Raw genomic sequence first — 21,277 nt, forward strand, 5'->3', positions numbered from 1 at the left:
GCACTTGCCAGCCTTTTTTTGTATAGCTAATTTAGATTGCTGATTAGGTCCGTCATCAACAACGGGTGTTGTAAGGTCATGGCAGGCCTGATATAACTGCTGCGCGGTCGCGTTGTGAAGGATTCAGGCGCGATATAAATTATAAAGAGAGGAAGAGAACAGTGAATAAATCTCAACTGATTGACAAAATTGCTGCGGGTGCTGATATTTCTAAAGCTGCAGCTGGACGTGCGTTAGATGCTTTAATTGCTTCTGTTACTGAATCTCTGCAGGCTGGGGACGACGTTGCACTGGTAGGTTTCGGTACTTTTGCTGTTAAAGAGCGTGCTGCCCGTACTGGCCGCAACCCTCAGACCGGTAAAGAGATCACCATTGCTGCTGCTAAAGTGCCGGGTTTCCGTGCAGGTAAAGCGCTGAAAGACGCAGTAAACTGATTGCTTTCCCGTTTCAGGGAAGCCGGAAAGTACAAGGGCGCATCATTTGATGTGCCTTTTTTGTTTGTCCAGACCTGATTTGTGCGAGTTTATGCGAGTTGTGGGCTGACAATCGCCCCGTTTTCTTGTCACAATACGCCTTCACGCGCGACGGGCAGGATTTTCCGTCAGCGTCAGGTAACCAGTCACCTACAGCGGAGTGTTGTTACACCATGATGGACAGCTTACGCACGGCTGCTAACAGTCTCGTGCTCAAGATTATTTTCGGTATCATTATCGTGTCGTTCATATTGACCGGCGTGAGCAGTTACCTTATTGGCGGTGGCGCAAACTACGCCGCAAAAGTGAATGGCCAGGAAATCAGCCGTGGTCAGTTCGAGAATGCTTTTGCCGGTGAACGTAACCGTATGCAGCAACAGCTGGGCGACCAATTCTCTGAACTGGCGGCGAACGAAGGGTACATGAAGACCCTGCGCCAACAGACACTGAACCGTCTTATCGACGAAGCGCTGCTTGATCAGTATGCCAAAAAACTGGGCCTTGGCATCAGCGATGAGCAGGTGAAAAAAGCCATCTTCTCCACGCAAGCCTTCCAGTCTAACGGTAAATTCGACAACGCGCGTTACAACAGCATCGTCAATCAGATGGGGATGACGGCCGACCAGTACGCTCAGGCGCTGCGTAACCAGCTGACCACCCAGCAGCTCATCAATGCCGTCGTGGGCACCGATTTCATGCTCAAAGGTGAAACGGATGAACTGGCCGCGCTGGTGGCGCAGCAGCGTGTTGTACGCGAAGCGACCATTGATGTGAACGCCCTGGCGGCGAAACAGCAGGTGAGCGACGCTGACGTCAACGCTTACTACGAGCAGAACAAGAATTCCTTTGTTTCTCCAGAGCAGTTCCGCGTGAGCTACATCAAGCTGGATGCGGCCGCGCTGCAGGAAACCGCGTCTGATGCTGAAATCCAGTCTTACTACGATCAGCATCAGGATCAGTTCACTCAGCCGCAGCGTAACCGCTACAGCGTGATTCAGACGAAAACCGAGGCTGATGCTAAAGCGGCGCTGGATGAGCTGAACAAAGGCGCTGATTTCGCGACCGTTGCGAAAGCGAAATCCACCGACATTATCTCTGCGAAAAACGGCGGCGATATGGGCTGGCTGGAAGATGCGACCACCCCTGACGAGCTGAAAAATGCCGGTCTGAAAGAGAAAGGCCAGCTTTCTGGCGTCATTAAGTCTTCCGTTGGTTTCCTGGTCGTGCGTCTGGACGACATCACCGCGGCGAAAACCAAGCCGCTGGCTGACGTTCGTGATGATATCGCGGCGAAAGTGAAACAGGAAAAAGCGCTGGATGCCTACTATGCGCTGCAGCAGAAGGTAAGCGATGCTGCCAGCAACGACAACGAATCTCTGGCAGGTGCAGAGCAGGCGGCGGGCGTGAAGGCGGTTGAGACGGGCTGGTTTGGTCGTGACAACCTTCCGGAAGAGCTGAACTTCAAACCGGTTTCCGATGCCATCTTCAACGGTGGTCTGGTGGGCGAAAACGGCACGCCGGGCAGTAACTCTGACATCATTACCGTCGACGGCGATCGTGCGTTTGTGTTGCGCGTCAGCGAGCACAAGCCAGAAGCGGTCAAACCGCTGGCGGAAGTGAAGGATCAGGTCGTCGCTCAGGTTAAGCACAACAAAGCGGAACAGCAGGCGAAACTGGATGCTGAGAAGATTCTGTCCGATCTGAAAGCGGGTAAAGAAGACGCGCTGAAAGCAGCTGGCCTGAGCTTCGGTGAAGCGAAAACGCTGAGCCGTACCGGCCAGGACCCAATCAGCCAGGCCGCGTTTGGTCTGACTCTGCCTGCGAAGGACAAGCCAAGCTTTGGTACCACCACCGATACGCAGGGTAACGTCGTTCTGCTGGCGCTGGATGAAGTGAAAGCCGGTACCCTGCCAGAAGCGCAGAAGAAAGCGATGGTTCAGGGGATTACCCAGAACAATGCTCAGATTGCCTTCGAAGCCATGATGAGCAACCTGCGTAAAGAAGCCAAAATCAAGCTGGGTGATGTAATGACTCAGCAGCAGTAATTACGTGTCTGCTCGCAGATTTTCGTAACGCTCTGCAAAAACTAAAGGCCGCTTTCGCGGCCTTTTCCATTTCTGCAATCTGCTGTTTGTGCCGGTTTTAACTGGCGGCTATCGTGACGTGGCTGTCAACAAACAAGGAGATAACAGCATGAAATGTGGAATCAAAGCACTGTTAATTACGCTGGCTATTGCCACCACCGGGATGAGCGCGGGCGCGCTGGCGGCGACGCCTGCTGCCAAAGCACAGGCTACGCAGAGCAAGTCCGATGCGACAGCGCCGGTGCAAGGGCAAACCAAAGCGACAGATGCCGGTAAAAATGCGGATGATGACGGTACGCGGGTCAGTATCAATTCGGCCTCAGCGGAAGATCTCGCCCGTGCGTTGAACGGCGTGGGCCTGAAAAAAGCGCAGGCCATCGTCAGCTACCGCGAAGAGTATGGTCCTTTCAAAACGGTCGACGATCTCAAGCAGGTGCCGGGCATGGGCAGCGCGCTGGTTGAGCGCAACCTCTCACACCTGACGCTGTAATTACGCAATTTCTTGCACTGCGGCAAAATTTTGCCAGGATAAAGAGGTCATACCAGTTATGACCTCTCTTCCTACAATAACAGTAAAGGCTATTGCGCTATGCAGACAAAAATCAAAGTACGCGGTTTTCATCTCGACGTTTATCAGCATGTGAACAATGCTCGCTATCTTGAGTTTCTTGAAGAAGCGCGCTGGGACGGGCTGGAAAACAGCGAAAGCTTTCAGTGGCTGACCGCGCACAACATCGCGTTTGTGGTTGTCAATATCAACATCAACTACCGCCGTCCAGCCGTGCTGGGTGATGTGCTCACGATCACCAGCCAGGTGCAACAGATCAATGGCAAAAGCGGGGTCTTAAGCCAGGTGGTGACGCTCGATCCAGAAGGGCAGGTGGTCGCAGATGCGTTGATCACGTTCGTCTGTATCGATCTGAAAACGCAGAAAGCGCTGCCGCTGGAAGGGGAATTGCGGGAAAAGCTGGAGTTGATGATCGCTTAGAAATGTTGTCTTTTATAAAAGACAAAAGGATTTTTCAGGGATAGAATAATGGACAGGGACTATGTCGTTGAACGCTACCGGACCCGTGACGGGAAAGTACCGTTTGAGGAGTGGGTAGCTAGAATGAATCGAAGGGATCCGGATATGGTTTTCCGGATCCTTATGCGGATTAACCGCGCGATAAAACGTAATTTTGGCGATTACAGGTATCTCAGGGAAGGTGTTTGGGAGATGCGAGTCGACAGTGGCCCCGGCTACAGAATCTTTTTTTCAGTAGAGAATCGGCAGGTTTTATTGTTACTGATCGGTGGTGACAAAAAGAGCCAAAAAGCGGATATCAAACTGGCAATAGATTACTGGAAAGATCATCAAACAAAAGGACATTCCTATGAGCGCCACTGAACGAAAATATTCGAGCTCCGTTAGCCACCATGATGCTGTTGTGAAAATGCTGCGAGAGAATCCTTCCTACGCTCAGCGTTATCTGCAAACAGCCTTGGAAGAGATCTATGAAGAGCAGGGAATCCCTGCCTATCTCATTGCACTCCGTCAGGTCATTGAAGCGCGAGGCGGTATTGGAGAAATTTCTGCCAAAGCAGGTCTGTCCCGTCAGCAGCTATACCGAACCCTATCAGACAACGGCAACCCAACGCTGACAACGCTGATGAAAGTCACCCGTGCTGCCGGTGTGAAACTGTTCGACAGCACGGTCAAGTAGCCCTATTTAAGACCGGTCTTTTTCTGCATCGCGGCCATCACGCCGGATTTATAGGCAAGATAGTGGTTTAGCCCGTTAGCGCGCAGATTACAGGCCGCGCACTGGCCGCAACCGTCGCCTTTGATACCGTTATAGCAGGTGAGCGTTTCGCTGCGAACAAGGTCCAGCTTGCCCCAGTAGTCCGCCAGCGCCCAGGTTTCGGCTTTATCCAGCCACATGAGCGGAGTTTCAAAGCGCGTCTCTTTCGCCATCCCCAGATTAACGGCGTGGTTTAACGCTTTCACGAACTCATCACGACAGTCCGGGTAGCCGGAGAAGTCGGTCTCGCACACGCCCGTGATCACCGCTTCGGCTTTTACCTGGTAGGCGTAGATCGCCGTCAGGGTCAGGAACAGGATATTACGGCCCGGCACGAAGGTATTTGGAATACCGCTGGCATCGGGTTCATAGTCTGGTACAGGAATACTGTCGCGGGTGAGGCTGCTCACGGCCAGTTCATTTAACAGCGTAACGTCCAGCACCTTGTGCGCGCGTGCGCCCAGTTTCAGGGCAAGTTCACGGGCAACGTCGATTTCAGCGCGATGACGCTGACCATAATCGAAAGTGACACAGTGAACTTCATCGTACTGATGAAGGGCCTGGACCAGGCAGGTAGTTGAGTCTTGTCCTCCGCTGAACACGACGACGGCACGTTTCATAAATCATCTCGACTGTTACGGTAAAAACGTTATGTTACCGTCTGACCACGACGGCGACCAGCTTCTTCACGATTTGGGCGCGGGCAGCCAGGCTTCGGTAAAGTCAAACCAGCCGCGGGTGTTGAGGCGTATACCATTCACGCCAGGCGGAGCACTGATTTGGTATTGATAATTAAAGAGTGGCGTCAGCACCGCACTCTCCATTAACCGGTTAAAGATGGCTTGCAGCCCCGCGTGTCTATTCCGAGCCTCGGCCTGAGTCTGTACCGCATCCAGCGTGGCTTGCAGATGGGCGTAAGCCGGAGCGCTAAGAACGTGCGGCCAGAGGGCATCGCAGCGCAGCCACTGTTCAAGCGTATATTCCGGCGCTTCGCCAATCAGCCTGTCCCCCATCATGATGTCTGCATCGGCAAGCTCCAGGCATCCGTCCCACGTCTTGGCGTCGTGAAAGATGACGGTCAGTTCACACCCCTGTAGCGCCAGGTATGCCTTCAACTGGCTGGCCATGGTGTGAAGCTCAACAGGGAGATGGTAAACCAGCGTCAACGCTTCAGGGAGGGTGACGTCCGATAAATCAGGCCATTCGGGGATGGTCCAGCCGGGAAGCAGTTCCTGGGTGGGCGTGATGAGCCCTTCGTTTAGCGGAAGTGTGTGAAGAAGCCTGGAGAGATGAATGATATTGATAAGCCGCTTTGCCTGAATCTCACTCAGGCGCGCGCTCTGTTTTAGCGTGAGGTAACAGAACCCCAGGCTGGTGCTGCTGCTTACCAGACGCAGACTTTCCAGCTCGTCGGCCTCGCCGATCGCGATTTGCACCGGGTGACGACAGCTGGTGCCCAGGCTGTAATCAAAAAGCTGGGGAGTGATCCAGTATTCGATGGCTTTGAGCAGCGGATGGCTCAGGTGATACTGCTCATGGCTTTCCAGACGAACCAGGTCGGGCTCAAAGGCGGCCAGCCGAAACGGGCCACTGCCAACCACAGGATGGTCGGGATGCGCCAGACGGCTACAGTAGGTTGCCAGCCTGTGCGGCAGCCAGTAGTCCGGTTGATGCAGCGTAAACGTCAGACACTGTGGATGCGTTGTTTCAATACATAAGACGCTCTGAAACAGAGTGCGCAGGGCAGGAAGCGTCAACAGCGCTGTCAGACTTCGCTGGAGTTGCGGCGTTTCTATTTTATCGCCGTTATGCCAGTGCAGGGTGGAGCGAATGTAGAAATGCCAGCGCAGGCCGTCAGCAGAGACATCCCAGTGATGCGCCAGATCGCCCGTAGGTTCACTGCTATTACCGTTAAAACGCGTCAGGCCTGAGAAGACCTCTCCCGCCAGATGCTGCTCTGCCCGGCCCGGTAAAAAACCCGGCTGAAGCGGCTCCAGCGAGCGATAGTAGGGGATGCGCAGCGTCGGCGTGTCGTTTTGCCACTGCCCGCCCAAAAAAGGATGCAGTAATGACCGCAGCGCTTCAGGGGCAAGCTGCGCCAGTTCCAGCGCGTTGTGCTGCTGCCCGCTTTTCAGCGCTTCTTCCATCATCGCATTGCGCAGTGACTCCGGGGCGACATGGAACGTGAGCTCACCGCGCTTACCGCGGCCAGACTGCGCTCGCCAGCTGAGCCAGCCCGCCTCCTGGGCCTGGCGCAGCAGGGTTCGGACATGCCGCTCGCTACAAAAACAGCGGGCGGCCAGCTCGCTGATGGTGACCTGTTGCGTTGCACCCTGCGAAGGCTGCCAGAGGCGGTGATACTGGTTGAGTCGATTGAGCTGGCGCATAAGAAACCCGGAACAATAATTTTCATCTATTCACTATTACTTCCGTATATCTCACACGATACTGTTGCACAAGTTAACCGCATCACATTTCGGGAGTAATCATGGCTCGGCTCGCTGCATTTGATATGGACGGTACGCTGTTAATGCCGGATCACCGTTTAGGGGAAAAAACCCTGAACACGCTGAAGCGCCTGCGCGAGCGTGATGTCACCCTGACGTTTGCCACTGGCCGCCATGTGCTGGAGATGCGCCATTTGCTGGGCGCGTTTTCCCTCGACGCCTTTCTAATCACCGGCAACGGGACGCGAATTCACTCCGTAGAAGGCGATGTGCTGCACCGGCAGGATCTCAACCCGGAAGTGGCGGACATCGTGCTGCACAGCACCTGGGACACGCAGGCCAGTATCCATGTCTTTAACGATCGGGGTTGGTTTACCGGACGTGAAATTCCTGAACTGCTGCACGCGCATGTATACAGCGGTTTCAAATATCAGCTTATCGATCTGCGTCGGATCCCCGCTCATGCGGTAACCAAGATCTGCTTCTGCGGCGATCATGACGATCTGTGTCGCTTACGGATTCAGCTGAATGAGGCGCTGGGTGACCGGGCGCACCTGACCTTCTCGGCGGTGGATTGTCTGGAAGTGCTGCCGGTGGGTTGTAACAAAGGCTCCGCTCTGGCGGTGCTGAGCGACCACCTGGGCTTAACGCTGCAGGAGTGTATGGCGTTTGGTGACGCCATGAACGACCGCGAAATGCTGGGTAGCGTAGGTCGCGGTCTGATCATGGGGAATGCGATGGCGCAGCTGAAAGCAGAACTTCCCCATCTGCCGGTTATTGGCCACTGCCGCAATGAAGCAGTGTCCCATTTTTTGACGCATTGGCTGGACAACAACAATCTCCCGTATTCCCCCGAATAGTGAGACCCTTCCAGCAAGCCAGACTTCGGTCTGGCTTTTTTTATTTCACCAGTTCTGCAATCTGCGCTTTCCACGGAGCGATATCGCCGATGTTGGCCTGCACCCACTCCGCGTTGTAGTAAGTTTCAAGGTAGCGTTCGCCGCTGTCGCACAGCAGCGTGACGATGGAACCGGTACGGCCCTCTTCGCGCATACGGGCGGCAAGCTGCAGTGCGCCCCACATATTTGTGCCCGTCGATGCGCCCACTTTGCGCCCCAGCTGCGTTTCCAGCCAGTGCGCCGTTGCCACGCTTGCGGCATCCGGCACGCGCATCATCTCATCCACGACGTCGGGGATGAAAGAGGGCTCCACGCGCGGGCGGCCAATCCCTTCAATTTTACTGCCCACCGGGCTGCGCAGCTCCGCATTGCGGTTTTGCCAGTAGTCGAGGAACACGGAGTTCTGCGGGTCAACCACCATCAGTTGGGTATCGTATCCCTGACAGCGGATGTAGCGTCCAATCGTGGCTGACGTGCCGCCGGTACCGGCGCTCATGACGATACAGGACGGAACCGGATGCGGTTCGTGGGTCATCTGGCGGAAAATACTGTCGGCAATGTTGTTATTGCCGCGCCAGTCGGTCGCGCGCTCGGCGAAGGTGAACTGGTCCATATAGTGACCGTTCAGCTCACGGGCCAGCATTTCGGAGGCGGCGTAGATTTCGCAGGCGCTTTCCACAAAGTGGCAGCGTCCGCCGTAAAATTCGATCTGTTCGATTTTGCGTTTTGCGGTGCAGGACGGCATTACCGCGATAAACGGCAGGCCCAGCAGGCGGGCGAAATAGGCTTCGGACACCGCCGTTGAACCGGACGAAGATTCAATAATAGTGGTGCCTTCTTTAATCCAGCCGTTACATAAACCGTATAAAAACAGCGAGCGCGCCAGGCGATGCTTCAGGCTACCGGTGGGATGGGTGCTTTCATCTTTCAGATAGAGCTGAATGCCGTCAAATCCCGGCAGGGAAAGGCGAATCAGGTGCGTATCCGCCGAGCGCTGATAGTCGGCATTGATTTCGCTGATCGCATGTTTAACCCAGGTGCTATTCATCATCGTTATCCGTTTGTCATTTTGTGCCTAGGATAGCGAAAAGCACAGAAAAAATTGTTGCTATCTGGCCTTTAAAATAGAATGAAGAGAGAAAAATTTTCTCTGTGAGGTGGGTATGCTAGATAAAATTGACCGCAAGCTCCTTTCATTGCTGCAAAATGACTGTACCCTCTCTTTGCAGGCGCTGGCAGATGCCGTTAATCTGACCACCACCCCGTGCTGGAAGCGGCTTAAGAAGCTGGAAGATGACGGCATTCTTCTGGGGCGCGTCGCGTTGTTAGATCCCGAAAAACTGGGGCTTGGGCTGACGGCATTTGTGCTGATAAAAACCCAGCATCACAGCAGCGAGTGGTATTGCCGCTTCGTCACTCAGGTGTCTGAGATGCCCGAGGTGCTCGGTTTCTGGCGTATGGCCGGAGAGTATGATTACCTGATGCGCGTCCAGGTGGCCGACATGAAGCGCTATGATGATTTCTACAAGCGGCTGGTGAACAGCGTTCCGGGTTTGTCGGACGTCACCTCAAGCTTTGCCATGGAACAGATTAAATACACCACAGCATTACCCATTGAATAACTTCGTAAAATACCTTCAGGAACAAACCGCGTGCGATTATTTGCCCAACTAAGCTGGTACTTTCGTCGGGAGTGGCAACGCTACCTCGGTGCAGTCGCCCTGCTTATTATTATTGCCATCCTGCAGCTGATCCCGCCGAAAGTGGTGGGGTACGTCGTGGATGGCGTCACCGAGCAGCATTACACCACCGCACGGGTGTTGATGTGGGTCGGCACGCTGGTGCTGACGGCGGTCATTGTTTATCTGCTGCGCTACGTCTGGCGCGTGCTGCTGTTTGGTGCGTCCTATCAGCTGGCCGTTGAGCTACGTGAAGATTTTTACCGCCAGCTGAGCCGACAGCATCCCGAATTTTATCTTCGTCATCGCACCGGGGATCTCATCGCCCGCGCGACGAACGACGTCGATCGCGTGGTCTTTGCCGCCGGGGAAGGAGTGCTGACGCTGGTGGACTCGCTGGTGATGGGCTGTGCGGTGCTGATCGTGATGTCCACGCAGATCAGCTGGCAGCTGACCCTGCTCGCCCTGCTGCCGATGCCGATCATGGCGCTGGCGATCAATCGCTATGGCGAACAGCTGCACGAGCGCTTCAAGCTGGCGCAGGCGGCGTTTTCGTCTCTGAACGATCGCACCCAGGAGAGCATGACCAGCATCCGCATGATCAAAGCGTTTGGCCTGGAAGACCGTCAGTCTGCGCTGTTTGCCGCCGATGCGGCAGACACGGGGGCGAAAAACATGCGCGTCGCGCGTATCGACGCCCGTTTTGACCCGACGATTTATATCGCAATCGGCATGGCAAATATGCTGGCGATTGGCGGCGGAAGCTGGATGGTGGTGCAGGGCACGCTTACCCTGGGGCAATTGACCAGCTTTGCGATGTATCTGGGGCTCATGATCTGGCCGATGCTGGCGCTGGCCTGGATGTTTAACATCGTGGAGCGCGGCAGCGCTGCCTACAGCCGCATTCGCGCCATGCTGGCCGAAGCGCCGGTGGTCATCGACGGTAGCGAGGCCGTACCGGAAGGGCGCGGCGTCATGACCGTCGACGTCCGCAAGTTTGTCTATCCGCATACGGAGCATCCGGTGCTGGAGAACGTTAGCTTTACGCTTCAGCCAGGCCAGATGCTGGGGATCTGCGGCCCGACGGGATCCGGCAAAAGTACCGTGCTCTCTCTGCTTCAGCGCCACTTTGACGTCACCGAGGGCGATATCCGCTTTCACGATATCCCCCTGACCAGACTGCTGCTGGACGAGTGGCGCGGTCGACTGGCGGTCGTCAGCCAGACGCCGTTTTTATTTTCGGACACCGTGGCAAACAACATTGCCCTGGGACGCCCCGGGGCGACGCAGGAAGAGATTGAACATGTGGCGCGTCTGGCCAGCGTTCATGATGATATTTTGCGTCTGCCGCAGGGGTACGAAACGGAAGTCGGGGAACGCGGCGTCATGCTGTCCGGCGGGCAAAAGCAGCGTATATCGATTGCCCGCGCGCTGCTGCTGAATGCTGAAATTCTGATCCTGGATGATGCGCTTTCCGCCGTGGACGGCCGTACCGAGCATCAAATTCTGCATAACCTGCGCCAGTGGGGCGACGGACACACGGTGATTATCAGCGCCCACCGCTTGTCGGCGCTCACCGAAGCCAGCGAAATTGTGGTCTTACAGCACGGGCACATTGCCCAGCGCGGGCAGCATGAAACGCTTGCCGAGCAGCCGGGCTGGTATTGCGATATGTACCGCTATCAACAGCTTGAGGCGGCGCTGGACGATGCGCCGGAGCAGGATGAGGAGGCCGCCAATGCGTAAGCTCGGAACGATGTGGCCGACGCTCAAGCGTCTGCTGGCCTACGGCTCGCCATGGCGTAAACCGCTCTCCGTGGCCGTGCTTCTACTCTGGATTGCGGCGATTGCTGAGGTGAGCGGTCCGCTGCTCATCAGCTATTTTATCGACAACATGGTCGCCAAAAGCTACCTTCCGCTGGGGCTGGTGGCGGGCTTAGGCGTGGCCTACGTTGGCCTGCAGCTGGCGGCGGCAGGGCTGCACTATGCGCAGTCGCTGCTGTTTAACCGCGCAGCCGTGGGCGTTGTTCAGCAGCTACGTACGGATGTGATGGACGCGGCGCTTCGCCAGCCGCTCAGCGAGTTTGATATCCAGCCGGTCGGGCAGGTGATTTCGCGCGTGACCAACGATACCGAGGTGATCCGCGATCTGTACGTTACCGTGGTCGCGACGGTGTTACGCAGCGCGGCGCTGATTGGCGCGATGCTGGTGGCGATGTTCAGCCTCGACTGGCGCATGGCGCTGGTGGCGATCACCATCTTCCCGGCGGTGCTGATTGTCATGGTCATTTACCAGCGCTACAGCACGCCAATCGTGCGTCGGGTGCGCGCGTATCTGGCCGACATTAACGATGGCTTCAACGAAGTGATCAACGGCATGAGCGTCATCCAGCAGTTCCGCCAGCAGGCGCGCTTTGGCGAACGCATGGGGGAAGCCAGCCGTTCGCACTACATGGCGCGTATGCAGACGCTGCGGCTTGATGGTTTCCTGCTGCGTCCGCTGCTGAGCCTTTTCTCGGCGCTGGTGCTTTGCGGGCTGCTGATGCTCTTCGGGCTGAGCTCAAACGGTACGATTGAAGTGGGCGTGCTGTACGCCTTTATCAGCTATCTCGGGCGTCTTAACGAGCCGTTGATCGAGCTTACCACCCAGCAATCGATGCTGCAGCAGGCGGTGGTCGCCGGTGAGCGCGTGTTTGAGCTGATGGACAGGCCGCGCCAGGCCTACGGCAATGACGAGCGGCCTCTGCAAAGCGGGAGTATCGCCTTTGATAACGTCTCGTTTGCCTATCGCGAAGACCGGCTGGTGCTGCAGGACATCACGCTTGACGTTCCGTCGCGCGGTTTCGTGGCGCTGGTGGGGCATACCGGCAGCGGTAAGAGCACGCTTGCCAGTCTGTTGATGGGCTATTACCCGGTCACGCACGGCGAAATCCGCCTCGACGGGCGCCCGCTTGCGTCTCTCAGCCACACCGTGTTGCGTAAAGGCGTCGCGATGGTGCAGCAGGATCCGGTCGTGCTGGCCGATACCTTCTACGCCAACGTGACCCTGGGGCGAGACTACTCCCAGGAGCAGGTCTGGGACGTGCTGGAAAAAGTGCAGCTGGCAGAGCTGGCGCGCGGGTTTAGCGATGGGATCAATACCAAACTGGGCGAGCAGGGGAACAATCTTTCCGTCGGGCAAAAGCAGCTCCTGGCGCTGGCGCGGGTGCTGATTGAAACGCCGCAGATACTGATTCTGGATGAAGCCACGGCCAGTATTGATTCCGGCACCGAACAGGCCATCCAGCAGGCGCTGGCCGCCGTACGCGACCATACAACGCTGGTGGTGATTGCCCACCGTCTTTCCACCATCGTCGATGCCGATACCATTCTGGTGCTACATCGCGGACAGGCCGTTGAACGCGGTACGCACCGTGAACTGCTGGAAGCCAAAGGGCGCTACTGGCAGATGTACCAGCTGCAGCTGGCGGGCGAAGAGCTGGCGGCCAGCGTGCGTGATGAAGAGTCGCTTAGCGCCTGATGCACCAAAATGAGGCGACGCGCTAACTGTCATTCCTGTTGGTGCAAAACTGAAACGCACTCTGCACCGGCATGGTGCGTTTTTTTTCACCTGTTCGTTTATTAAGGCCGCGTAATGCTCTGTGCGCCGCCGTTCCCCCTCGTTTTCATTTCTGGCACACCCCTTGCAATACCCTCTGCGTAAGCTGCGGCCATTACCGAATTCTGACTGGAGGGGATCTATGAAGCTGGTTACGGTTGTAATCAAACCATTCAAACTCGAAGACGTGCGTGAAGCGTTGTCTTCAATGGGTATTCAGGGACTGACTGTCACCGAAGTGAAAGGCTTTGGTCGTCAGAAGGGTCATGCCGAGCTTTATCGCGGGGCGGAATACAGCGTTAACTTTCTGCCAAAAGTAAAAATTGATGTCGCGATTGCTGACGATCAGCTTGATGAAGTCATTGATGTCATTAGCAAAGCGGCCTATACCGGCAAAATTGGCGACGGCAAAATTTTCGTTGCCGAACTGCAGCGCGTCATTCGCATCCGTACCGGCGAATCTGACGAAGCGGCATTGTAAATAACGCCTGGCACACAGTGATAGGGATCGAGAAAATGAAGATAGCAACACTTAAAACGGGTCTGGGTTCGCTGGCGCTGCTGCCGGGCCTGGCGCTGGCTGCTACCCCTGCGGTGGTCGACAAAGCCGATAACGCCTTTATGATGATCAGCACCGCGCTGGTGCTGTTCATGTCAATTCCGGGCATTGCGCTGTTCTACGGCGGTCTGATCCGTGGCAAAAACGTTCTCTCCATGCTGACGCAGGTTGCCGTGACGTTCGCACTGGTCTGCGTGCTGTGGGTGGTTTACGGTTACTCTCTGGCGTTCGGTACGGGCAACGCGTTCTTTGGTAACTTCGACTGGGTGATGCTGAAAAATATTGAGCTGACCGCGCTGATGGGCAGTTTCTATCAGTACATCCACGTTGCGTTCCAGGGCTCCTTCGCCTGTATTACCGTCGGGCTGATTGTGGGCGCGCTCGCCGAGCGTATTCGTTTCTCTGCCGTGCTGATCTTCGTGGTGGTCTGGATGACGCTCTCCTATGTGCCGATTGCGCACATGGTCTGGGGTGGCGGTCTGCTGGCAACGCACGGCGCGCTGGACTTCGCGGGCGGTACCGTTGTACACATCAACGCCGCGGTAGCGGGTCTGGTGGGTGCCTATCTGATTGGCAAACGCGTGGGCTTCGGTAAAGAAGCGTTTAAACCGCACAACCTGCCGATGGTGTTTACCGGTACGGCTATCCTCTACTTTGGCTGGTTTGGCTTTAACGCCGGCTCGGCAAGTGCAGCAAACGAAATCGCCGCGCTGGCCTTCGTGAACACCGTTGTGGCGACGGCGGGTGCAATCCTCTCCTGGGTGTTTGGCGAGTGGGCGGTACGCGGCAAACCTTCTCTGCTGGGTGCCTGTTCGGGTGCCATTGCCGGTCTGGTTGGCATTACGCCAGCATGTGGTTATGTCGGCGTGGGTGGCGCGCTGCTGGTCGGCCTGGTGTCCGGTCTGGCGGGTCTGTGGGGCGTGACCGCACTGAAACGTGTGCTGCGCGTTGACGACCCATGCGATGTGTTTGGTGTCCACGGCGTGTGCGGCATCGTGGGTTGTATCATGACCGGTATCTTCGCCGCGAAATCGCTCGGTGGCGTGGGTTACGCAGAAGGCGTGACCATGGTTCATCAGGTGCTGGTGCAGCTGGAAAGTATTGCAATCACCGTTGTCTGGTCTGCCGTTGTAGCCTTCATTGGCTATAAGCTGGCGGATATGACGGTGGGTCTGCGCGTACCGGAAGAGCAGGAGCGCGAAGGTCTGGACGTCAACAGCCACGGCGAGAATGCGTATAACGCCTGATAAACAGCAAAACGGCAACTTCGGTTGCCGTTTTTAATGTGTATTCCCTCTTCCCGGGGGAGAGGGTCAGGGTGAGGGCATCAGGCCGCACAAGGCAAAAGCAAAACGGCAACTTCGGTTGCCGTTTTTAATGTGTATTCCCTCTCCCCGTGGGAGAGGGCAGGGTGAGGGCATTAGGCCGTACACAATCACCCGCGATTACGCATCACCCCTTCCTGCACCGTAGATGCGACCAGCACGCCGTCCTGAGTATAAAACTCCCCGCGCACAAACCCGCGCGCGCTCGACGCTGACGTACTCTCCACGCTGTAAAGCAGCCACTCATTCATGTTGAACGGACGGTGGAACCACATGGAGTGATCGATCGTCGCGACCTGCATCCCTTTTTCCAGGAAACCAACCCCGTGCGGCTGCAGCGCCACCGGCAGGAAGTTGAAATCTGACGCATAGCCGAGCAGATACTGATGCACGCGGAAATCTTCCGGCACGCTCCCGTTGGCACGGATCCAGACCTGGCGTTTCGGCTCGGCGGTATGGCCTTTCATCGGGTTGTGGAACTCAACCGGGCGGATCTCCAGCGGCTTATCGCAGAGAAACTTCTCTTTGACCTGCGGCGGAAGCAGATGCGCCAGCGCGCGGGCGATATCCGTCTCTGATTTTAAAGAGTCGGGCGACGGAGCCGGGGGCATCACTTTTTGATGCTCATAGCCGGGTTCCGGCGCCTGGAAAGAGGCGGTCATGTAAAAGATCGGCTTGCCGTTCTGAATAGCTGCTACGCGGCGCGCGCTGAAGCTGTTGCCGTCTCGCAGGACTTCAACGTCATACACAATCGGTTTTGCGCTATCGCCAGGGCGTAAGAAGTAGCTGTGGAACGAATGCACCAGACGGTCTGCCGGGACAGTCTCCTTTGCTGCGTACAGTGCTTGTCCAACGACTTGCCCCCCGAAGACCTGGCGTAAGCCGAGATCTTCGCTCTGTCCGCGAAAGAGTCCTTCCTCAATTTTTTCCAGATTCAGTAATGTCAGCAGATTGTTCAGTGCCTGACTCATAGTTGTCCTCAATAAACGCCGTAGCGAAAGATAGGCAGAGTATAACGCAGAAATGAAAGTGGTCCGATGGGTAGAATAATCTGAATATCGGCACGTTTTCAGGCATAAATCGGTGATCTGTGCCACACTTGAATACGTTATGTGATTGAAACAACATCGGATGGGATCGATCCCGCTGGTGCATTGATAAGGAGACTTCAATGAAACTCGTGCCCATGCTAAGTGGTGTAGCTATTGCGGTGGCGTTGTCCGCCTGTGCCGGTAAAAGCGCCCAAGTGCCAGTACCAGCAGCCGACCCGAACGGGATTAATACCCTTTCGCAGCAATCCATTCAGCAGCCTAATGTTTCCGGTACCATCTGGATTAAACAGAAAGTGGCGTTGCCGCCGGATGCGGTATTAACCGTAACGCTGTCTGATGCTTCTCTGGCCGACGCGCCGTCGAAAGTCGTTGCCCAGCGTGCCGTTCGTACTGAAGGCAAGCAGGCGCCGTTTAGCTTCGTATTGCCGTATAACCCGTCGGACGTGCAGCCTAACGCCCGTATCCTGCTGAGCGCAGCGGTAACCATCAACGGCAAGCTGGTCTTTATCACCGATACGGTCCAGGAAGCGATCAACAACGGTGGGACAAAAATCGATCTGAACCTGGTGCCGGTGCAGCAGACCGAAGTGCCGGTCGCACCGCAGACCAATCAGCCGTCTCTGCCAACTCCACCGACTCAGATGTAATTTCTGCATTTCCCCTCTCCTCCGGGAGAGGGGTCAATACACCCAGCGAAACTTCTGCAAATCGATCTGACCCGACCCTGACACCTGCACACCCTCTGAAAGTAACGCCTGACGCTGACGCTGAAGATCCGGCCCGGTGAGTGAAATGGCGCCATGACGGTTCACCACCCGATGCCAGGGCAGCGTACTGCCTTCCGGCAGCCGTTTCAGGACGCCTCCAACCTGTCGCGCCGCGCGCGGGGAACCGGCCAGACGCGCGACATCACCATAGGTGGTGACGTAGCCTTCCGGGATTGAGGCCACGATTTGCCATACGCGCTGTGGAAAGGAGTCGTGTTCGTCCATACCTTTACCTGTGGGGAGTTTCTGGAAAGCTATGGTAAACGAAGATCTTCATGATTGCTGCGCCTGTTTGCGCAAGAAACCAGCATCCGGTTGCTGGTCGCTTGCAATTGGGCTTTAGCACAGGGATAATGCGCCAGCGCGTTGGTTATCAACGCTCTCAATGGGGGCTCTGTTGGTTCTCCCGCAACGCTACTCTGTTCACCAGGTCAGGTCCGGAAGGAAGCAGCCAGGGCAGACGACGTGTGTGCCGGGATGTAGCTGGCAGGGCCCCCACCCATTTGTAGCCTCATAAGATTCTTCAGCTTCACCTCTCCCTCAAAGCATTACTCCACAATAAAACTACGCCTGTATCGTGTAATATATATTTCATTGCACTGAAATATTATTGTCATAAACCTGTAATAATAGACTGTCATTTTATAATCGGACGGTTATTTTGTTCCATAACTCAAAAAAATATATATCTGGATAACATTGTTAAGTTCGTGTATTAAATAAAGTACTTATTCCGAAGGGAAGTGACAAACATGGCTACAGCGGTATTAAACGTTAAGATTGATGACGCGCTAAAAGAAAGGCTTCGCCACTATGCGGAAGTCAATAACGAGAATTTAAGCGTGACGACAGAGAAACTGCTGCTGCTGGCGTTCGAAGCAGTAGAAGAGGCGGGAGTATCGGAAGAGGATATTGATAATCAGCATACGGAAGAAGAGAGTGTTTCTCCTTTTACTCCTAAAGAAATCAAGGCTCTACGTAAACTTCTGAAGAAGAGAAAATGAAACAACAACTGTCAACCGCCAGTGACTACAACGAGGCCTGCGATCTGTTGCGTTCAGGCTACGTGAAGCATGTACGTCTTGGCTGGAATGTTGGAAGCGATGAGTTCTTTCGTATTGCGTCTGACTGGTGTGATACCGGTGCAAAAATAAAGAAAGACGGTGATAACTTCGTTATTTCACTAAAAGGCTTTCCTATTCCTCCTCAGCATTAAACCCTGACCAGTGAAAACTGCTGACTGCATATGTTACAGTCAGCAGTTTTTATTTTATGATCTGCTTCAAATATTTTAATATTAGATCACGCTGCGTTTTAACGATGGCACGTTTTTATTCAGGGCGAGCCATAACGGTTTGATCCTCAGCAACGCCTGCTCAAGCTCTGTCGATTCGAGCGAGAAGGGCATCCGTAAATAGCGGTCAAACGCCCCCGATAAACCAAATCGCGTCCCGGTTCCCAGGTTAATCCCGATTATTTCTGCCCGCGCGGCAAGCTGTGTCGCCAGCATGCCCGGAAGCTCTATCCAGTAAGAGAGCCCGCCTTCCGCCTCGTGGAATTTCCACTCCGGGAAATGCTCGCGCAGCAGGTCACCACATCGATCGCGCCGTTCCGCCAGCATCTTCCGGCGTGCGGGCAGAAACGTCTCGCTGTTGTTAATGAGCCACTGCATTGCCAGCTGTTCGAGCAGCGGCGAGCCTAAATCCAGAGTATCCCGCGTCTGGGCAAGGGTGGCGATGATGCGCGATGAGGCGCGGATCCAGCCGAGACGCAGCCCGCCCCAGAAGCTTTTTCCGGCAGAGCCTAAGGTGATGACGGTGGCCTGCGGGTTAAAGGCGGCCAGCGGTGGCGGGGGAGGCGCATCAAACCAGAGATCCACCATCGTTTCATCCACCACCAGCGCCGTGCGGGTTTGAGCTGCAATATCCGTGATGGCCCGACGGGTGGCGATATCCATACAGCGCCCGGTCGGATTATGAAAATCTGGCATCAGGTAGGCCAGGCGCGGCGCCGTCTGGGCAAGCGTTGCGGCAAAGCCATCCGTATCCCAGCCGGTTTCCGGCAGCGACACCCCGACTGGCCGACACTGCGCCCCCTGAATGGCGGCAATCGCCAGCGGATAGGTGGGATGATCGACCACGACGCGGTCCCCCGGCCCGGTCATCATCCGCAGCACCAGCGCAAAGCCGCTGACGGCGCCATTGACCACCATCACTTCGTCTGCGCGGGTGGGAAGACCCCGCGCGGTATAGCGCGCAGCGATGGCCTCCCGCAGCGTCGGTAGCCCCAGCTGATCGTAGCCCGTCAGCGAGAGATGCGGGGTAATGGCCGTGAGCGCATGGGCATAAGCCTGATGGATCTCCGGCCCGGCATTCAGGGCGGCAGTAGAGAGATCCAGTGCGGCGCTCGCCGCGGAAAGGGTGGGAACGGCGCGCGTGTCCGGGAGAATGACCCGCGACCCGCTGCCGTGGCGGCTTTCAAGGTACCCCTCTTCACGCAGGTGGGCGAGCGCGCTGCTGATGGTGGTTCGGCTCACGTCCAGCGCTGTGGCCAGTTCACGCTCGCCAGGCAGCCGCGTATTCAGTGCCAGACGTCCATCAAGGATTAACAGACGCAGCGCGTCGGCCAGCTGTCGCCAGAGCGGGGTGCGGGATGAGGCTTGCTGCCAGTGGCCTAAAAGGCGTACCAGAGACTGGCTTCCGAAGCGACGTGATGACATATGCAGTCCACTATTTGAAAACTGGACATTAATCATAGTGCCATTTTAGGTCAGGATGAAAGCCTGGTTCACTGGAGAAGATAAAAATGGTACGTCGTCTGCTACAACTCTATGTCGGTTTAGGACTGTATGGCCTTTCCACCGCGATGTTTATTCGTTCCGATTTGGGTGTCGATCCCTGGGATGTGTTTCACCTCGGGGTGGGGATGCAGCTGGGGATGACTATCGGGACGGTGATCATTTTAGTCGGCGCTGCGGTGCTGCTGCTGTGGATCCCGCTGCGCCAGATGCCGGGGCTTGGCACGATCAGCAACGTGATTTGTATCGGTCTGGCGGCGGACGCCAGCATGGCGCTTATCCCGGAACTGGATTCGTTACCCGTTCGAATTGCTTTCCTGGTGTCGGGCATCGTGATGAACGCGATTGCGACCAGCATGTACATCGGGGCCGGTTTCGGGCCAGGCCCGCGCGACGGCCTGATGACCGGCATTCACGCCCGGCTGGGGTGGTCCATTCGCAGCGTGCGTACCTCAATTGAGGTGTCCGTCCTGCTAATTGGGTGCGTGCTTGGCGGCACGTTTGGGGTGGGAACCGTACTGTATGCACTGACCATTGGCCCGCTTATCCAGCTCTGTCTGCCCTGGTTCCGCCAGAAGCCGCGCATTGCCGAAATACCCCAGCCGGAGCAGGTTGTTTGATTTTGCGAAGCGCTCACATGTTTTAACGGCGTCGCTGTGCCAGAATAGACGCTTCGAAAATCGCGATGCCAGAAAGCATGAAAGCAATCACTCTCTATGATGTCGCCCTCCTTGCGGGGGTTTCTTATCAGACCGTTTCCCGCGTCATTAACGACGCGGAACATGTGTCTGCTCGCACGCGAGAAAAGGTGCAGCAGGCGATGGCGGAGCTGCACTACGTTCCTAACCTTCGGGCGCAGCAGCTGGCGGGAAAACGCACCCGTACGCTGGGCCTCATCACCACCGACCTGGCCCTGCACGCGCCTTCGCAAATTGTGTCGGCGGTCAAATCGCGTGCGGCGGAACAGGGGGCGAGCGTCCTGATTTCCATGGTGGAGCAACCCCAGCAGTGTCAGGCCGCGCTTCAGACGCTGCTGGCACAGCGGGTGGACGCGCTGCTGGTGAATGTGCCGCTTGACGATCCGCTCGCCGAAGAGCTCGGGGCGCTGGCGTCGCCCGTCCCGGTGCTGTTCCTCGATGTGGCGCCCTCAGCGCGGGTAAACAGCCTCGTGTTTAACGCCGAGCAGGGGGCGCGGCTGGGCGTTGAGCATCTGCTTTCACTGGAGCATCGGAATATTGCCCTGTTGAGCGGGCCGGAGAGCTCGGTCTCTGCACGGGCGCGCCTGGCAGGCTGGAAAGCGACGCTGGCGCAGGCGGGTCTTAACGCGACGGCTGTGGCCTACGGTGACTGGAGCGCGGCCAGCGGTTACGAGAAGGGACACGTGCTGCTGTCGGGTGCGGCATTACCGGACGCGATTCTGGTGGCGAACGATCAGATGGCGCTCGGGGTGATGCGCGCCTGCGCGGAAAAAGGGATCGCGATCCCTGGCCAGCTTTCGGTGGTAGGGTTTGACGATACGGCCGACAGCGCCTGGTTTTCCCCGCCGCTGACGACCATTCGTCAGGCGTTTCGCGAGGCGGGCGAACGCAGCGTGGAGTGGCTGCTGGCGCCTTCCGGGGGCGAAGCGTGCCGGCAGGTTCAGTTGCCGGTGACGCTGGTTACCCGTCATTCCAGCGCACGGCGCAACCCTAAGCAGGCCGAACGCGAGGATCTGGCGCAGCAGCTCAGAAGTCTGGCACTGCTTGCCGAGCAGATTGCCCGCAAATAAAACTTTGTGATCGGACTCGCTACCCCGCGATTGAACGCTTTACCG

22 protein-coding genes, 1 other RNA gene and 1 pseudogene are annotated in these 21,277 nt (G+C 56.4%); 18 read left to right on the top strand and 6 right to left on the bottom strand.

Features of this window, described 5'->3' with window-relative positions:
- The first annotated feature begins 161 nt into the window (after positions 1–161).
- The 6 genes from hupB to ACERY3_RS00680 all read left to right on the top strand — a co-directional run bounded on the left by hupB (position 162) and on the right by ACERY3_RS00680 (position 4,263).
- Entirely contained in the window at positions 162–434 is a 273-nt protein-coding gene (hupB, locus tag ACERY3_RS00655) for a nucleoid-associated protein HU-beta (protein ID WP_002444653.1), read from the top strand.
- A 212-nt stretch (positions 435–646) separates the two neighbouring features.
- On the top strand, positions 647–2,518 hold the full coding sequence (ppiD, locus tag ACERY3_RS00660; RefSeq protein WP_033144773.1) for a peptidylprolyl isomerase: 1,872 nt from the start codon (positions 647–649) through the stop codon (positions 2,516–2,518).
- A gap of 148 nt (positions 2,519–2,666) precedes the next feature.
- Positions 2,667–3,047, top strand: coding sequence for a helix-hairpin-helix domain-containing protein (locus ACERY3_RS00665; protein ID WP_319875406.1), 381 nt, complete (start codon positions 2,667–2,669; stop codon positions 3,045–3,047).
- Between the two features lie 99 nt (positions 3,048–3,146).
- Positions 3,147–3,545: a YbgC/FadM family acyl-CoA thioesterase gene (locus ACERY3_RS00670; protein ID WP_319875407.1), complete on the top strand. Its 399-nt coding sequence runs from the start codon at positions 3,147–3,149 to the stop codon at positions 3,543–3,545.
- Positions 3,546–3,593: 48 nt separating this feature from the next.
- The gene (locus ACERY3_RS00675; protein ID WP_319875408.1) at positions 3,594–3,947 is read left to right on the top strand and encodes a type II toxin-antitoxin system RelE/ParE family toxin; all 354 of its coding nucleotides are present in this window, start codon (positions 3,594–3,596) and stop codon (positions 3,945–3,947) included.
- Positions 3,934–4,263: an addiction module antidote protein gene (locus ACERY3_RS00680; protein ID WP_048978937.1), complete on the top strand. Its 330-nt coding sequence runs from the start codon at positions 3,934–3,936 to the stop codon at positions 4,261–4,263. The genes ACERY3_RS00675 and ACERY3_RS00680 overlap by 14 nt, the downstream gene beginning before the upstream one ends.
- 2 nt (positions 4,264–4,265) lie before the next feature.
- Here ACERY3_RS00680 and queC read toward each other — a convergent pair whose 3' ends face one another.
- Both queC and ACERY3_RS00690 read right to left on the bottom strand, forming a co-directional pair.
- Positions 4,266–4,961 carry a 7-cyano-7-deazaguanine synthase QueC gene (queC, locus tag ACERY3_RS00685; RefSeq protein ID WP_319875409.1) on the bottom strand — a complete coding sequence of 232 codons (696 nt, stop codon included), beginning with the start codon at positions 4,959–4,961 and terminating at the stop codon, positions 4,266–4,268.
- A gap of 66 nt (positions 4,962–5,027) precedes the next feature.
- Positions 5,028–6,728, bottom strand: a complete 1,701-nt coding sequence (locus ACERY3_RS00690) for an SgrR family transcriptional regulator (RefSeq protein WP_373224866.1) — start codon at positions 6,726–6,728, stop codon at positions 5,028–5,030.
- A 101-nt stretch (positions 6,729–6,829) separates the two neighbouring features.
- Here ACERY3_RS00690 and cof point away from each other — a divergent pair, with 101 nt between their 5' ends.
- Entirely contained in the window at positions 6,830–7,648 is an 819-nt protein-coding gene (gene cof, locus ACERY3_RS00695; RefSeq protein WP_039263943.1) for an HMP-PP phosphatase, read from the top strand.
- 40 nt (positions 7,649–7,688) lie between these two features.
- Here the strand turns inward: cof and ACERY3_RS00700 are convergent, their stop codons facing one another.
- Entirely contained in the window at positions 7,689–8,738 is a 1,050-nt protein-coding gene (locus tag ACERY3_RS00700; protein WP_219773467.1) for a PLP-dependent cysteine synthase family protein, read from the bottom strand.
- A gap of 112 nt (positions 8,739–8,850) precedes the next feature.
- On the opposite strand from ACERY3_RS00700, the gene ACERY3_RS00705 reads away from it, so the two are divergent.
- The 5 genes from ACERY3_RS00705 (at position 8,851) to amtB (ending at position 14,770) form a co-directional block, all read left to right on the top strand.
- Positions 8,851–9,309 carry an Lrp/AsnC family transcriptional regulator gene (locus ACERY3_RS00705; RefSeq protein ID WP_023310581.1) on the top strand — a complete coding sequence of 153 codons (459 nt, stop codon included), beginning with the start codon at positions 8,851–8,853 and terminating at the stop codon, positions 9,307–9,309.
- A 30-nt stretch (positions 9,310–9,339) separates the two neighbouring features.
- On the top strand, positions 9,340–11,112 hold the full coding sequence (locus tag ACERY3_RS00710; RefSeq protein WP_373224867.1) for a SmdA family multidrug ABC transporter permease/ATP-binding protein: 1,773 nt from the start codon (positions 9,340–9,342) through the stop codon (positions 11,110–11,112).
- Positions 11,105–12,886: a SmdB family multidrug efflux ABC transporter permease/ATP-binding protein gene (locus ACERY3_RS00715; protein ID WP_087822099.1), complete on the top strand. Its 1,782-nt coding sequence runs from the start codon at positions 11,105–11,107 to the stop codon at positions 12,884–12,886. The genes ACERY3_RS00710 and ACERY3_RS00715 overlap by 8 nt, the downstream gene beginning before the upstream one ends.
- A 220-nt stretch (positions 12,887–13,106) precedes the next feature.
- The gene (gene glnK, locus ACERY3_RS00720) at positions 13,107–13,445 is read left to right on the top strand and encodes a P-II family nitrogen regulator (RefSeq protein ID WP_008503304.1); all 339 of its coding nucleotides are present in this window, start codon (positions 13,107–13,109) and stop codon (positions 13,443–13,445) included.
- Positions 13,446–13,480: 35 nt separating this feature from the next.
- Positions 13,481–14,770: an ammonium transporter AmtB gene (gene amtB / locus ACERY3_RS00725; protein WP_023310584.1), complete on the top strand. Its 1,290-nt coding sequence runs from the start codon at positions 13,481–13,483 to the stop codon at positions 14,768–14,770.
- Positions 14,771–14,958: 188 nt separating this feature from the next.
- On the opposite strand, the gene tesB is transcribed toward amtB, so the two are convergent.
- Positions 14,959–15,819, bottom strand: coding sequence for an acyl-CoA thioesterase II (gene tesB / locus ACERY3_RS00730; RefSeq protein WP_058841181.1), 861 nt, complete (start codon positions 15,817–15,819; stop codon positions 14,959–14,961).
- A 200-nt stretch (positions 15,820–16,019) separates the two neighbouring features.
- On the opposite strand from tesB, the gene ACERY3_RS00735 reads away from it, so the two are divergent.
- On the top strand, positions 16,020–16,547 hold the full coding sequence (locus ACERY3_RS00735; RefSeq protein ID WP_008503301.1) for a YbaY family lipoprotein: 528 nt from the start codon (positions 16,020–16,022) through the stop codon (positions 16,545–16,547).
- Between the two features lie 33 nt (positions 16,548–16,580).
- Here ACERY3_RS00735 and ACERY3_RS00740 read toward each other — a convergent pair.
- Positions 16,581–16,978: pseudogene (locus ACERY3_RS00740) on the bottom strand (MGMT family protein).
- A gap of 84 nt (positions 16,979–17,062) precedes the next feature.
- On the opposite strand from ACERY3_RS00740, the gene ffs reads away from it, so the two are divergent.
- The 3 genes from ffs to ACERY3_RS00755 all read left to right on the top strand — a co-directional run bounded on the left by ffs (position 17,063) and on the right by ACERY3_RS00755 (position 17,883).
- Positions 17,063–17,159, top strand: an RNA gene (gene ffs / locus ACERY3_RS00745) — signal recognition particle sRNA small type.
- A gap of 260 nt (positions 17,160–17,419) precedes the next feature.
- Positions 17,420–17,671, top strand: a complete 252-nt coding sequence (locus ACERY3_RS00750; protein WP_023310587.1) for a hypothetical protein — start codon at positions 17,420–17,422, stop codon at positions 17,669–17,671.
- Complete coding sequence (locus tag ACERY3_RS00755; RefSeq protein WP_023310588.1) at positions 17,668–17,883, top strand: hypothetical protein; 216 nt, start codon at positions 17,668–17,670, stop codon at positions 17,881–17,883. Before ACERY3_RS00750 ends, ACERY3_RS00755 begins: the two co-directional genes overlap by 4 nt.
- Positions 17,884–17,964: 81 nt before the next feature.
- Here ACERY3_RS00755 and ACERY3_RS00760 read toward each other — a convergent pair whose 3' ends face one another.
- Positions 17,965–19,386, bottom strand: a complete 1,422-nt coding sequence (locus tag ACERY3_RS00760) for a PLP-dependent aminotransferase family protein (RefSeq protein WP_373224868.1) — start codon at positions 19,384–19,386, stop codon at positions 17,965–17,967.
- An 86-nt stretch (positions 19,387–19,472) separates the two neighbouring features.
- On the opposite strand from ACERY3_RS00760, the gene ACERY3_RS00765 reads away from it, so the two are divergent.
- Together ACERY3_RS00765 and ACERY3_RS00770 are read left to right on the top strand one after the other, a co-directional pair.
- Positions 19,473–20,084, top strand: coding sequence for a YitT family protein (locus ACERY3_RS00765; protein ID WP_373224869.1), 612 nt, complete (start codon positions 19,473–19,475; stop codon positions 20,082–20,084).
- Positions 20,085–20,161: 77 nt separating this feature from the next.
- A complete protein-coding gene (locus ACERY3_RS00770) occupies positions 20,162–21,232 on the top strand; it encodes a LacI family DNA-binding transcriptional regulator (RefSeq protein WP_373224870.1) in 1,071 nt (356 codons plus the stop codon).
- The last annotated feature ends 45 nt before the right edge of the window (positions 21,233–21,277 follow it).

This window comes from Enterobacter cloacae complex sp. ESBL7 (assembly GCF_041679625.1).
GTDB classification, from domain to species: domain Bacteria; phylum Pseudomonadota; class Gammaproteobacteria; order Enterobacterales; family Enterobacteriaceae; genus Enterobacter; species Enterobacter asburiae_B.